Annotated in this window: 10 protein-coding genes; all 10 read right to left on the bottom strand. The window is 57.9% G+C overall.

What is annotated here, in order from left to right; genetic code table 11:
- Positions 1-18: 18 nt before the first annotated feature.
- The gene (locus VQ071_RS24760; protein WP_340516934.1) at positions 19-234 is read right to left on the bottom strand and encodes a hypothetical protein; all 216 of its coding nucleotides are present in this window, start codon (positions 232-234) and stop codon (positions 19-21) included.
- Complete coding sequence (locus VQ071_RS24755) at positions 213-1,805, bottom strand: ABC transporter substrate-binding protein (RefSeq protein WP_340516933.1); 1,593 nt, start codon at positions 1,803-1,805, stop codon at positions 213-215. Before VQ071_RS24755 ends, VQ071_RS24760 begins: the two co-directional genes overlap by 22 nt.
- A gap of 76 nt (positions 1,806-1,881) precedes the next feature.
- The gene (locus VQ071_RS24750) at positions 1,882-2,790 is read right to left on the bottom strand and encodes a carbohydrate ABC transporter permease (RefSeq protein ID WP_340516932.1); all 909 of its coding nucleotides are present in this window, start codon (positions 2,788-2,790) and stop codon (positions 1,882-1,884) included.
- An 11-nt stretch (positions 2,791-2,801) separates the two neighbouring features.
- A complete protein-coding gene (locus VQ071_RS24745) occupies positions 2,802-3,704 on the bottom strand; it encodes an ABC transporter permease (RefSeq protein ID WP_340516931.1) in 903 nt (300 codons plus the stop codon).
- A 727-nt stretch (positions 3,705-4,431) separates the two neighbouring features.
- Complete coding sequence (locus tag VQ071_RS24740; protein WP_340516930.1) at positions 4,432-6,768, bottom strand: AraC family transcriptional regulator; 2,337 nt, start codon at positions 6,766-6,768, stop codon at positions 4,432-4,434.
- Between the two features lie 116 nt (positions 6,769-6,884).
- Positions 6,885-7,649, bottom strand: coding sequence for a sugar phosphate isomerase/epimerase family protein (locus VQ071_RS24735; RefSeq protein WP_340516929.1), 765 nt, complete (start codon positions 7,647-7,649; stop codon positions 6,885-6,887).
- 32 nt (positions 7,650-7,681) lie between these two features.
- Positions 7,682-10,090, bottom strand: coding sequence for a hypothetical protein (locus tag VQ071_RS24730; RefSeq protein WP_340516928.1), 2,409 nt, complete (start codon positions 10,088-10,090; stop codon positions 7,682-7,684).
- Positions 10,091-10,156: 66 nt separating this feature from the next.
- Positions 10,157-11,269, bottom strand: coding sequence for an SGNH/GDSL hydrolase family protein (locus VQ071_RS24725; RefSeq protein WP_340516927.1), 1,113 nt, complete (start codon positions 11,267-11,269; stop codon positions 10,157-10,159).
- Between the two features lie 2 nt (positions 11,270-11,271).
- On the bottom strand, positions 11,272-12,351 hold the full coding sequence (locus VQ071_RS24720; protein ID WP_340516926.1) for a Gfo/Idh/MocA family oxidoreductase: 1,080 nt from the start codon (positions 12,349-12,351) through the stop codon (positions 11,272-11,274).
- 356 nt (positions 12,352-12,707) lie between these two features.
- Positions 12,708-13,673, bottom strand: coding sequence for a peptide-methionine (R)-S-oxide reductase MsrB (gene msrB, locus VQ071_RS24715; RefSeq protein WP_340516925.1), 966 nt, complete (start codon positions 13,671-13,673; stop codon positions 12,708-12,710).
- Between the last annotated feature and the right edge of the window lie 26 nt (positions 13,674-13,699).

Below are 13,699 nucleotides of genomic sequence, written 5' to 3'. Positions count from 1 at the left end.
GCGGCCCCCGCCGGCGCGCTATCGGCCGATGCGGAACGCGGCGCCGCCGCCAAAAAGAAAACGCATACAAGCAGTGCCGCACAGAAAGCCGTCCATCCGTTTCTCAATGGGTTCATAAACACTGATTCCCCTTTGCGTTTTAGTAGAGGCTGGCGCTGATAAAAAGGCGGCCCGCCTGTCTCGAAGCAGGGCCGCCTTGCCGAACTTTCGGTTTAACTGTTTTCCGCCTTCCATGCATCGAATTGCTTCTGCGCTTCGGCCATGATCTTGTCCATGCCCGCCTCGTTCAGACGCTGCTGCAGATCGGTGTAGTACTTCTCGAAGTCGGGCATCGAGCCGGTCGTCAGAATCGGATTCGATTCCTTCTGGATGGCGCTCACCTGGGCGATTTCCGTTTTGACGGGCTCCGAGTTGAAGATAAAGCCGAGAATGCCCGACGCCTTGCCGTTGTCGTTGTTTTTCTTCATCTCTTGGAGCGCGGCGGTGGAGTTCCAGTTCGAATCCCACTGGTCCCACAGCGGCCCGAGCCAGTTGTGCCAGATCGCCCATGTCTGATCCGCGCCGCTCGTCGCTTCGATCGTCGGGTTATCGTCCTTCACGGTGCCGGACTTGACCGTATAGTTTTTGCCCTCGACCCCGTAAGCCAGGGTGTTCAGCAGGTACTTGTCGCCCCAGATTTCGTTGAGCAGCATCATCGCCCGCTCCGGATTTTTGGAGGTGGCGCTGATCGCCGTCGCGGCGGAAGTCATCGAGTTGGTCGAGATGGTCGGGTAGCCGGCCAGCGTCTCTACCGTCGGGAATCCATACGTCGCCGTCGACTTGGAGCCGTCTTCCGTATAGCCGCCCGAATCGCGCATGACCGCGTACTTGCCCGACTTGGCCTCGGCGAGATAGTCCGTCTTGATGGCGGCGTCCTTGGCGATATAACCTTTCTTGTAGAAATCGTTAATCGTCCGATAGTTTTCCTTGTTCTCCGGCACGTCCAGAATCTTGACGATCTTCCCGTCTTTCTCGCTGTAGGAGATGCCTGGCGTGATCGTCGTATAATCGTACAAGGATACGCCGGCCGCGGTACCGTTGGCCGTAGCCAGGAGCGGGATCATGTTCGGCTCGTTTTTCTTGATCTCGGCCAGGAACGGCTCCAGATCCTTGATGCTCTTGACGCTCTTGTAATCGAAACCGTACTTCTCCACCATGTCCTTTTTAAATACGTGCGCGCCGGCAGGCGAGTACGGCGTCTGCGCAGGGATCGCCATGATCTTTCCTTTGTAGGTGACCGCTTTCCAGGCGCGGGGGTCGACCTTCGCCAGGATGTTTTGGCCGTACTTTTGCAGCAGCTCGTCAAGCGGCTGGAAGGCGCCTTTTTGAACGTTGTCGCTGATCCGGTTGGAGGAAAATGTGGAAAAGACGATGTCGTACGGCTCGCCGGCCGCGGAGATCAGCTTCATCTTGTCTTCCCAACCGGCATTGTCGATCAGATTGAGATGAAGCTCGGCGTTCAGCTTCTCCTTGATGACCTTGTTCGCTTCCGCCTCGACGGCGGCCTGGTCCTTCATGTTGTCGATCGGCTTGGGCATATACCAGCTGAGCTTGACGAATTCCTTGGTATCGCCCCCGGTATCCGCGGGCAGCGAAGCAGGCGCGCTGCCGCTCGGGCTGGCGCTCGGACTGGCGTCCGTGCTTGCGGACGGGCTGGGGGATGCCTCGTTATTCGAACTGCAACCGCTTACGATTAATGCCGCCGCCAGCATGGCGGATGTACTGGTTCCAAGCCATTTTGCTTTCTTCAGGTTTGTCGGACTCACTCGGATTGCCTCCCTTGTATATGCCTTTCATTTATAATCAGCAGCCGTAAAAACCAATCTTCTACGGCTGTAATTATCACCCTTTAACCGAGCCTACCGTCAAGCCCTGCACGAAATATTTTTGAAAGAGCGGAAATACGAGCAGCATCGGACCGGCCGCCAAAATGCACATGGCCATTCTGGCGCTTAAGGAGGGCACGAGCATGCCCGGTTTGACCAACCCGTATTGGATGGCTTCCGCCGAGTTCAAATATTCCATATTTTTCAGAACGCGGATGAGCAAATATTGCAGCTTCATCAGGTTGTCATGCTCGACGTAGAGCAAGGTCAGCCACCAGTCGTTCCAATATTGGAGGGCGAAAAACAAGCCCAGGGTCGCCAATGCCGGCTTAGAGATGGGGATTACAATCTGCGCGAAAATGCGCAGCTCGCCGGCGCCGTCGATTTTGGCCGACTCGATGACCGCCTCCGGGATCGTCTGGAGGAATCCCTTCATCAGCAGCACGAACCAGCCGCTGATCAGATAGGGCAAGATGAGCGCGAGGATGTTGTTTTTTAATCCCAGCCACTTGACCATCAGAATGTAAGAGGGAACCATCCCCCCGTGGAACAGCATCGTAAAAAAGATGAAGAAGGCGAGGAACGAACGGAAGCGGTAATCCTTGCGCGAGATGGCGTAAGCGTACGTCGTCGTGACCCACATCCCGACGATCGAACCGATGACGGTCGTCGCGATCGTGACGAAATAAGACTGGAACAGCACCTTGGGCTCGTGCAGGATGACGCGGTAGGCGTCGAAGGTAAAGTTTTTCGGAATGACGGAATACCCGAATTTGACGATGTCGTTCTCGCTCTGAAACGACGTGCCGATGATGACGAGAAACGGAAACAAGCTGGCGACGCACAAAGCGATAAAGACGACGTGAATAAAAATTTTCCCTGTGGACGGCTGACTCCGCTTGAGGGTCGTGACGGAACCGTTCATGGCTGCACTCCTTAAAAAAGAGAATTTTCCGGATTGATTTTTTTGACGATGAAGTTCGTCGCGAGCACCAGGCAGAAGCCGACGATCGATTGGAAAAACCCTGCGGCCGACGCCATCCCGATATCGCCCATGTCGATGAGCGACCGGTAGACGAACGTATCGATGACATCCGTCGTTTTGTAGAGCAGAGACGAGTTAAGCGTCACGTTGTAGAACAGCCCGAAGTCGCTGTAGCAGATGCTGCCGATCTGCAGGATGACCATCATGATGACGATCGGCTTGATCATCGGCACCGAGATGGAGATCGCCTGCCGGAACTTGCTCGCCCCGTCGATCTTGGCCGCGTCGTAATACTCCGAATCGATGCCCATCAGCGCGGCGTAGTAGATGACCGAGCCGTAGCCGAGCCCCTTCCATACGGCCGCCGCCACCAGAATATAGGGCCAGTATTTCGGATCGCTGTACCACAGGATCGGCTCTTCGCCCAACGAGACCAGCAGCCGGTTGATTACGCCGTAATCCATGTCGAAGAGCGAGCGGAAGGCGAAGCCCGCCACGACCCAGGAGATAAAGTAGGGGATGAATAAAATTGTCTGATAGGCTTTGACGAATCGGCGGCTGAGTTCGTACAGCAGCAGCGCGATCGTCACCGAGAGTGCGGTGCCCAGCACGATAAAGGTCATATTGTAGAGGAGCGTATTCCGCAGCACCCGGTAGAGCACATCCCCGTTGAACAGGAAGCCGAAGTTGTCGAAGCCGACCCACGGGCTGTTCCAGATGCCCAGGTTGTAACGATAGCTCTTGAAAGGGAGCAGCATGCCGTACAGCGGCACGTAGTTAAAAAGAATAATGAGCAAAAATCCCGGCAGCGCCAACATCGATAATCCGAAGTTCTTTTTGATCGCCCTGATCATGTGTCCCGCACTTCCTTTTCGCATTGCTTGTCGTGATAAGCCCACTTTAAGGTGCGAATGGCGGGAATGTATATTTTAAAAACGGTATTTTCCTTTAAAAAACGGTGTCGGCGCGTGCGATCGGAGCAATTTGCGCATTTCCGAAGCCGCAAAGAAAAAGGAGGTCGGTGCGAGAGGGGGCGCCCCGAGGTGCGACGGGCGCAGAGGTCGGCAGACGCGGAAGTGCGGCGGGCGCAGAGGTGCAACGGGCGCTAGAACCGCGCGGGGAACGCCTATTCGATGGCTCCTACGACTGCCGTTCCCACGGGCCAGCGTTCGCTGCCGGCGCCGCTCTTTCGCCGCAATGCCTGCAAATATACATCTTTTTTCTTCAATTTCGATCCTTTTGCATCGGATAGATGCTAAAACGCAGTTATTTCTTTCCGCCAACCGGATTTTTGGCTTATTCTTTGAATATACCTGCACATTTGCAGGCATTTCATCAAGTAGCGCGAGCCGTTAGAAAATACATGTACGAATGCAGTTTTTTTGCCCGCCAAACATCCATAAAGCTCCGTCACGCCGAAAGCGCGCTTCCTTTACCGCGGCTTGCCGCCCAAAGAGGAAATGACTTCAACCGGTCTCCCAAACTTCTAATGCCATGCAAAAAAGGTACGGTCCCTGAGCTTTCCATGGGACTGTACCTTGATTTTCAAGCGGACTGTTTCAATAGAACTCCGAATGAAGCTCAGTTGATCTGGTTCGCATTGCGCTGCAGCGCGTATTCCTTGGGCGTCATTTTGTATTTCTTCTTGAACAGGCTGAAAAAATACGTCTCGTTCGTAATGCCGACCTTCTGGACGATCTCGTAAACGCTCAAATCTTCCTGGATCAGCAGCTCCGCCGCTTTGGTCAGGCGCACCCCGTTGATCAGATCCGCGATCGACAGCTGTGTCGCTTCCTTGTAGATCTTGCTCAAGCTTCGCGAAGAGATTTTCATCATGGAAGCGATCGAGGACAGGCTTAAGGAAGAATCCTGGTAATTGCGATGGACGTATTCCGTCACCGCGTCCACGACAAAGGAGTTGAGCGCTTCGGTCTCCTCGGCCGTCTCCTTGTTGAACGAGTCCTGCAACCCGCTCCAGACGATGCGCTCGATCTCGGCCATCGTCTCCTTCTCCAGGATGAGCCTGCCGATCGAAGCCTTCTGCAGGGAGGAAGCCGCCGTTACCTTCGCCTTGTCCAGCCCTTCGATTACGGCGTCCGCCAGACGGAGAATCGAGATGAGCGCGTTGTGATAGTTTAGCGACGCCATCTCCTCGAACAGGCTTGCCAGCACATCCCTCATCGCGGCGACATTGCCCGATTTGATCGTCTCCATGAGCCACGCCTCCAATTCCTTGGAGTATCCCGTTTTTTTGTTGTCGGCGCACCCCTGCAGTCGCTCCGGCGTGATTACGGAGCCGTGACCCAGCTGCAGACGGTACATCGCCTGGTCCATCGCTTGCGTATACAGCGCATGCAAACCGCCGAACGCCTCGGCCTTGCCGCTGATCGAAGCGGTGAAGGTCACCTTGAAAAAACGGGAGAAATTGTCCTGTGCCTCGGCCAGCAGCGCCGCAAGTCCGTCGTGCCAGGCCGCCCCCGTCTCGGGTACGCTTACGATCAGCAGCACCTGATCTTCTTTCATGTCGATGCCTTCGTTTGGATACTTGCCCGCCACGATCTCGGAGGCGATATTGATCAGGGCGAACCGGATCGTGTCCTTATCCTGCGCGGAGAAGCGCTGCTGGAATTCTTTATAGTTATCGATTTTCAGCAAGCAGACCGCATACGCACCCGCCAGCGGCAGGGCGATTCTCATCTCCTTGAACAACGAAGCCAACTCGGGACCCGGGATCGAAAAGCGCTCCGCAAGCAGCCGGCTGAGCCAATAATGCTTCATGACGTCTTTATACTGATCTTTCTCCTTATAAAAGAGATTCAGCTCTTCCATCGATTGCCGATACACGGTATTTAAATAAGAGATCTCGTCGACGACATCGACCTCGACCGATCTGGTCGGCCTGTTTTGCCTCACCGCGTTCACCAGATTGCCGATCGGCCGATAGATGGTCCGGGAGATCAGAATCGAAACGGCGAACGCCAGCAGCAAAGCGATCAGCGTAATGAGCAGAATGCTCGTACGGAGTCTGTCGATCGATTGATACATTTCCAGGACCGGCTGCGTTTTGAGCAGCGTCATGCCGGCGCTGTCGACGTTCGAATACGTGATCAAATACGGCTTACCCCCGTGCTTGCGCTGAAAAAAACCTTCCGTATCGGCTTCGGGATGATCGGCCCGATAGGCCGAAAAGTCGTTTTTCAGCCACGTCATGATCTCCCGGTCGCCCGTACCGTCGTCCAGGTATTCGCCGGCCTGGTCCACAATGAAAATATTGTCACCCTTGCGCTTGTCGATCATATTGATCTGACCGATGTTGTCCAGCAGCCACTCGGACCGGACATTGACCACGATGACGCCGTCGGGCTTCAGATCGTCCGCCGAGGTCTCGTACATCATGTACGAGAACACGTACTCGGGCTCGGTCTTCCCGTTCACCAGCTTCTGAATGTTCCGGAAGATCGGCTTCATCTTGGGCAGCAGCCGGTCCGAATCGTACAGCGCGCTCAGCAGCTTGTCTTCGAAAAACAATGGCCTGCCCGCATTGTACGCCTGATCCAAGTTCCGGTTATAGATCGTAAGCGAATGAATATACGGATTGGCCGAGGTGACGGAACTGGTCACTTTATTCAGCCGGTTGGCCACCTCGACCATATTCTCCTGTCTGGCGTACATCACGGCGGCCACGTCGCTGTTCAGATAGAGCGATTGGCATAGGCTGGAAATCGTCTGGTCCATGAATTCCATGTTGTATTTGACTTGATAAAGTATTTTCTGGTTGGAAGCGTATTCGTTTTTGACGAGCAGCTTCTGGGCATTGATGTAGACGACGGCGGACAGCACGACGACGATGAGCAAGATCGCGACGCTGATCCATAGAAGCATTTTAATATAATAAGCCTTGGCCCCGAATCGCTTCATGCGGGAATCTCCTCTCATTCTCCGAGGCGGAAGAGACAGTCTTCGCTGCCTTGCGTGCAAAATGCCGAAGAGGACCGGCATCCGCCAGCCCCTTGCTTTGTAGCCGCTATTGCAGGCTAGACGCCAAGCCTGTCCGCCAGCGCATGCAGGTTGTCCAGGCTGATCCGCACGCTATCCAGCGCGTCGCCTTCGCAGATGTCCTGCTCCACGACATACCATTCCACGCCGCTGCGCTCTCCCCATAGGAGCAAAGGCTCGAAGTCGATGAGGCCCGTTCCGATCTCGGCATACGTTCTGCGTTCGTCGCGGGTCATGTCCTTCAGGTGCATCGTCGGCATGCGGCCGCAATACGGCGTCACGAACGCCGCCGGGTCTTTTCCGGCTTTGCTCACCCAGTATACATCAATCTCCGCTAATATAGCATTGTCCGGCGCGGGATCGAGCAGATACGTCAGGGCGTCCGTCGCGCCGACGCGCGTCTCGAACTCGAAAGCATGGTTGTGGAAAGAAACCGTGAACCCCTCGTCCCGCAGCTCGCCCGCAGCCGTGTTCAATTCCTCGCGCAGCCGGACGTAGCCCTGCTCGTTGCGCCATTCATGCGGCACGGACGGACAGATCAACCGGCGGGTACCGAGCAGTCTCGCCTCCGCCTTGACGCTCTCCGTCTCGGCGCGCAGACGCTCGACGGATATGTGCATGCCCGCCGTCTTCAGCCCCGCCTCGCGAAGTATCTCCGCGATCTCCTCGGCCGCATGGCCGTGCAGGCCGGCCGTCTCGACGCCGGCCCAGCCCATCCGGCCGAGCGTTCGGAGCGTAGCGGGAAAATCCCGCTCGCATTCCTTGCGCAGCGTGTACAGCTGCACGGCAAACTTGTGCTTCACCTTAACTCCCCCTGTCTGCTTCTCTACCGGCTCTACCATGTGATCTCGATCGCGCCGCTGATATTCGTCAGTACGAGCCGATCGCCCCGGATGCAGTCCGCAAGATCCAGATACGCAGTCTCTCCCCGCACTTCTACGCGACCCGCATGCAGGCTTGCCAGCGGCGGGTAGATCGTCAGATCCGCTTCCCGCAGACCGGCGACGAAGAGCATTCGTTCTGTATTCTTCTTTGGCGTCGGAACGGGCGAGAGCTCCCGGCAGGAGACGGATGTCGTCTCGCGCTGCTTGACGAAGACGCGGCATTCGTCGTGGAAGGTGCGGTCCGGCGCATACGGCGCGGCTCCTTCGCCCGCGATCGTCGTCTGGCCCACGATCGCGGGAACCCCTTCGGGAAATCGCAGGCGAAGGGTTACGGACGTGTCCTGGCGGCAGCCCGTGAAGAAAAAGCCGTTGTCGCGGCGCGCTACGAACAGGAGCGCCGGCTTATCCGCTTGCGCTTGCTTGGCCTGCTGCAGCTCGTACCCGAACTCGGCGAGCAGCTGTCTGGCCAGCACCGAGAGGTCCGTGAACCGCTCGGGCTGCCGGTTCGGCAGATGGGACACGCCGCCGGATTCGAAGGGCAAGGAGCCGCGCACCCAGCCAATCTTGCCGCCGTTCCACCCCGGCAGTTCCCGCGTCAGCGCCAAGATGCGAACCTTCCCCTCTTGACTGCCCGTCGCGCATATCTTCGTCGCCGCATCGTCCGCGTCCTCCAGCACCTCGTCAAGCGCGCCTCCGCCGAGCAGCGGATCGTGCAGGAAGACGGAGGAGGCGTCGGACGCCTCGGACAATCGGTCCTGCGGCAGCGTGCAGGAGAGCGCGATCTCGCCCTGGAGTCCCTCATCCTGCCGGAGATTCAGCAGTTGCTGCAGCTCCCGATCCTCCACGCTGCCGTAAACGATCGCTCTGCCGCCCTCCCGGACGAAGGCGGCCAGCCGTCCGGCATTGGCGCCCGTCAGCCAGGAGGCCGGCGTGAAGAGGATCGTCTCCCGCAATCGTTCGCGCGTCTCGCCGCTCATCGCCGCGAAGTCGTCCGTGCTGAGCACCGTATTGAGCGGCAGCCCCTCGTTCACCGCGTTGCGCACGAACCATTCCTCGAAGAAGATCGCCTTGGCGGCTTCCGCCGATCGTTCGACGGCGGCATGGTACTCGCTGAACGGATACAGCCAGGTAAGAACGCCCGCTTGGTCGGGAAAGTCCAGGATCGCCCGGCGCAGGTGGGGGATCACCTCCGCAGGACAATCCGCGTTCAATTCGCCTTTTTCCGTGTCGATCGTCAGCAGCTCGACGATGCCCGGATTCTCAAGCTCACCTTCGCCATTCATCCGGGCGACCGACAGCGGGCAATAAATATCGTGCGGCTCCCGGTCGTACAGATCCCACCACGGATTTTGCCAGAACCAGGGATCGTTCGGATAGAAGCGATAGGGGTAGGTCTCGCCCGGCAATACCGCGATGCGGGACATATAGGACGCGATCTCCAGGCCGAAATCGAAGTTCAGCGCACCCCACGGCGAATTCGGAGGCGGCAGCTCGATATAGTTTCTGCGGTACATTTCCTGCAGCGGAATGAAGTCCTTGGCCAGATCCATCCCCGTCCCGAAGTTCGTCCCGCGCACCTCCGTGCGGTAGCCGGGACATTCCCGTTTGAAGTGCTCCCAGAAAGACAGCGTTCGGTCCGCGAGCTCCCGGTAGTCCGCCGTCGGCATCGACGTTCCGTCATAGTTCGCTCCCAGATACGTCCACGGAAAATAGGAGAAGCCGAAGCCGTTCGAGAACCAAATATAATCGAAGCCGAGCGCCGGGAGGAAGCTGGCGCACTGACAGCCGAGAAATTCGCCGAACGGAGTGCCCTCGGGAATGCCGTCCGGGTAGGCCGCATACGCGACCTTGTCCTCGCGGAGCTCCGACCACGTGCAGACGACCGTATAGTCGGCCTTCAGCGCGACCTCCTTGCCTCCCAGCTTCGCCCGGTTGATCTCCGGATGCCGCGTGTACTTGAAGTCGGAGTAGGCGAACTCGGGCCCGGCGTCGAAGGTGGCGCCCACTTCCATCGAGACGCCGAACCGGTCGCGGGCGATCCGCTTGAACGCCGCCACGATCGTCCGCAAGTCTCTGTATGTAATCGCGCAGGCATCGGGACGGTAAAGCTTGGCGATCCGCGGGTCGTTCGGCTGGATATGCCCGAACCGTTCCTCGTTCGCAAAGCCGATGTACCGCCCCCACTCGATCTCGCGCCCCTCGTTCCCGTCCCACTCGAGAATCTCGCTGCCGTCCGCCACCCACAGCAGCATCGAGCAGCCTTCCGCCATGTCGATCAACGGCAGCCATTGCCGGATCGCTTCTTCGCATACCGCTTCGATCGCAGGCAGGGCCATGCTTGTAAAAGGCTTTAGACTCATCTCTAGCGTAACCCGGCGGAGTCTATTGTTGGTCTCGGACCTTCTCATATCGGCAGCCCCTTCCTTTTATACTTCAACGATTGGACGGAGCAGCTCGGCCAGTACGGGCCGAAGTCTGCTTGCGATGCGGTCATAACCCAGATCCGAAGGGTGGATGCCGTCCGTCGTACAGTCCTGATCCGCCTCCCCGAGCAGATCCGTGCCGTCGACAAAATGAATGTGACCGTCTCCCGCCAGCCGGCGCCGCTCGACCTCTTCTCGCTGAATCCGTCTGCGCTCGTCGCGGCGGGAAGCCACGGCGACGTCGAATGACTCCCTAGCCAAGCGAATCTGCGACAGTACAAGAATCGGCACTTCGGGGTGGCGGCTGCGGTATATCCGGATGAATTCAGGCAGCGATTCCTTTAGCCGCTCCGTACTCGGCGTGTTCGCCTCATAGTCCAGAACGAGCATGGCCGGAGAAGCGATCTGACTGATGAGATGGGCGAGCTCGGGCTCTCCCTGCGCATTGCCGGAAAAACCGAGATTCACGAATTCAATTGGGAACATCCGGCTTAAAATATTAGGGTAAGCCATGCCGGGACGGGTCGCGCAGGCGCCGTGGGTAATCGAGGTGCCATAGAGCAGCACCTTCTTGTCCGTGGGGAAGCCCGGAAACTCGGCCATCTCCGAAGCAGGCTCGACCCCGATCCATAACGCCTCCACGCCTTGATACAAAGGAAGATTAAGCGTAATATCCCGCAGCCCGCTCGGGAGAGCGTCGAACAGGACGGAGACATACTCGGTTTGGGTGAAGTCGAATCGCGTCGTGTTGATGTACTTTTGATCGCCAAGCCCGCCGATATAACAATCTACTCCGCATTGGCCCGTAGCCGCCAACTGGTACATGCTGTACTTGTCCGCCAACTCCACCCGCACGTATAGCTTCGGAGAATCCGTCCGGAATCGAACCTGCACGCCAGTCGTATAATTCGCCAGCCTGTCCACCTCCGGACGGATCGGGTGGCTCGGCCGGACCGGGAGCCTTCGGAAGACGCCGTCCTGCTCCAGCCACGGCAAGCCGGTCACGCGGACCGGCTCGCCGGGCACGGGCAGCCATCTCAGGTCCGGTGCGGCGTCCCCGCCGACCCTCATATTCGCGTCCGCCTGCCTGGCGTCGCGCGTCCCCCTCTCGCCCATCTCTATGCCCCCCGTCTGACCGCGTCCATGATCATTTTGATAATCGTCAGATCCTGCAGGTAGTCCTCCGGCGTCGTCTTGGGAGACAAGCCGTTCGCGGCTACCTCATAGAAATATTCCAGCTCGCACGTATACGCGTCCTTGTAAGTCGGACGGATAACCGTCTCCTCCAGCGCATCTCCGGTCGTATCCCGAATCTGCAGCGTCGTCGGCAACTGCCGCAAATACGGCGTATCGTACTGTACCCGTACCGATCTGCGCTCGCCGTAAACTTCGATATGGGCGTCAAACCGCCCTTGCTGGTCGACGCCGGTCTCGAACATGACATCGTAACCGTCGTATTCCAGGATGGCATTCTTGAATCTGCCGCCTTGCCGGGAAGAGGCCGCCTTTACGCGTATCGGCATGCCGAGCATCTCGCGCATGGCGGATATATCGTGGCTGTTCAAGCCCAGCAGCAGACCGTACGCGGCATAGTCTTCGTCAGAGGCTTCGCCGACAGCTTCCTGCATCAGCCTTGTATTTCTCTCCTTGCGATCCCGGCCGGCTTCGGCGGGAATATCGCCGAACCGGTATACATGAATGCCCGATTGACCGGTGAAGTACGCGTTCGGCCCGATCATGTCGCGCACGCGCGCATAATTGATCTGACCCAGTGCCCGTACCTCCTCCAGCGCGCGCAGGTAAGCCGGCGCGAACCTTCGCATATACCCGACCATCACCTGTGCATTCGATGCATTCCGCGCCTTGATGATGTCACAGGCTTCCGCTTCGGTTACGCACATGGGTTTTTCCACGAATACATGAAGATTTCTTTGGAGCGCCGCGACAGTGCATTCCGTATGATACTCCATGTTATTCAGCACGAATACGGCATCCAACCCGGTTTGGTCGAGCATATCCGAAGCGTTTGTGTACAAGTTTTTTACGCGGTGCTTCTCCCCTATTACGTCTAACAGCCGCTGAGAGATATCGCACAATGCGACGATCTCGTATAGCTCGGGCAGCGATTGCATGATCGGTAAATGAATCATTTGGGCGATCTCTCCCAAGCCGATCAGTCCGACTTTCAGTTTCTTCATCCTTCGATCTCCTTTAACGAATGCTGCGCGTCCAGCGCTCCGGTCCCGAAAGCGGTCGGCGCGATGCAGCCCACAATACTGCCGCAGCCTAAATCTAGCGTCCTGCCGCGGACTTTGTATACTTCAATTTGCGTCGATTCATGCGATTCGACGCATGGCGGGAAGAAATAGAAGAAATGAACTTAAAACAAACCGGTGCGAAGCGGCCATAGGGTGGATGCGAACGAAAAAAGCGCCGGAGTCGGCATCGACCCGGCGCTTCAAGCATAAATCTTTCTCGTCGACATGATTCCAAACAAAAGAACCGTCAGGCAGCGCATAGCTGCTAACGGTCCCGATGATAGTTAGACGGCGGTTCACGTCTGCTCGAACAAGCTCCTGTACCGCCCGTAGCCCTCGCGCTCCAGGTCCTCGACGGGGATGAAGCGAAGCGAAGCGGAGTTGATGCAGTAACGCAGACCTCCGAGCTCGCGCGGTCCGTCGTTGAATACATGCCCCAGATGAGCGTCGGCCTCGCGGCTGCGCACCTCGGTGCGGAACATGCCGTGCGAGCGGTCCTCTTCCTCGCGGACGCCGCCCGGCTCCAGCGGCTTCGCGAAGCTCGGCCAGCCGCAGCCCGAATCGAACTTGTCCTTGGAGCTGAACAGCGGCGCGCCGGATACGATATCGACGTACAGCCCTTCGCTATGATTGTCCCAGAATTCATTGCGGAACGGATGCTCGGTCGCATTGTTCTGCGTCACCTCAAACTGCAGCGGGGTGAGACGCGCTCGCAGCGCCTCCTTGTCCTTGTCGGTGTTCCAGTGCTGCTTGATGTAGGCGTCGCGGCCGGAGCCCTTGCGGTACATCTTGTAGCGCAGCGGATTTTTCTTGTGATAGTCCTGATGGTATTCCTCGGCCGGATAGAACTCTGAGGCCGGCTCGATTGTCACCGCGATCGGCCCATCGAAGCGCCCGCTGGCATCCAGCTCGGCCTTCGTCTCCTCCGCCGCCTGCCGCTGCGCCTCGTTGTGATAGAAGATCACCGGCCGGTAAGATTCCCCCCGGTCGAAAAACTGGCCGCCGCCGTCCGTCGGATCGACCGACTGCCAGTAGATGCCGAGCAGCTTGCGGTACGGGAAGACGTCCGGGTCGAACGTGATCTGCACGGCTTCCTGATGGCCCGTCGTCTCCGAGCACACTTGCTCGTAGGTCGGATTCGGCACATGGCCGCCCGTATAGCCGGATACAATGCCGTGAATGCCGGGCAGCTCGTCGAACGGCGTGACCATACACCAGAAGCAGCCCCCCGCGAACGTCGCTTTCTCCAAGTTTTGACTCATTGATGCGCTCTCTCCTTCCGCTTGCG

Origin of the sequence: Cohnella sp. 56 (assembly GCF_037963805.1) — a bacterium.
Taxonomy (GTDB): domain Bacteria; phylum Bacillota; class Bacilli; order Paenibacillales; family Paenibacillaceae; genus Cohnella.
This window is presented reverse-complemented; position numbering and strand designations above follow the sequence as displayed.

What these genes read in the sequence shown, in the direction of transcription:
- VQ071_RS24760 (WP_340516934.1), bottom strand. Translation starts at nt 234, where the DNA reads ATGGAAGGCGGAAAACAGTTAAACCGAAAGTTCGGCAAGGCGGCCCTG.
- VQ071_RS24750 (WP_340516932.1), bottom strand. Translation starts at nt 2,790, where the DNA reads ATGAACGGTTCCGTCACGACCCTCAAGCGGAGTCAGCCGTCCACAGGG.
- VQ071_RS24745 (WP_340516931.1), bottom strand. Translation starts at nt 3,704, where the DNA reads ATGATCAGGGCGATCAAAAAGAACTTCGGATTATCGATGTTGGCGCTG.
- VQ071_RS24740 (WP_340516930.1), bottom strand. Translation starts at nt 6,768, where the DNA reads ATGAAGCGATTCGGGGCCAAGGCTTATTATATTAAAATGCTTCTATGG.
- VQ071_RS24730 (WP_340516928.1), bottom strand. Translation starts at nt 10,090, where the DNA reads ATGAGTCTAAAGCCTTTTACAAGCATGGCCCTGCCTGCGATCGAAGCG.
- VQ071_RS24725 (WP_340516927.1), bottom strand. Translation starts at nt 11,269, where the DNA reads ATGGGCGAGAGGGGGACGCGCGACGCCAGGCAGGCGGACGCGAATATG.
- VQ071_RS24720 (WP_340516926.1), bottom strand. Translation starts at nt 12,351, where the DNA reads ATGAAGAAACTGAAAGTCGGACTGATCGGCTTGGGAGAGATCGCCCAA.
- msrB (WP_340516925.1), bottom strand. Translation starts at nt 13,673, where the DNA reads ATGAGTCAAAACTTGGAGAAAGCGACGTTCGCGGGGGGCTGCTTCTGG.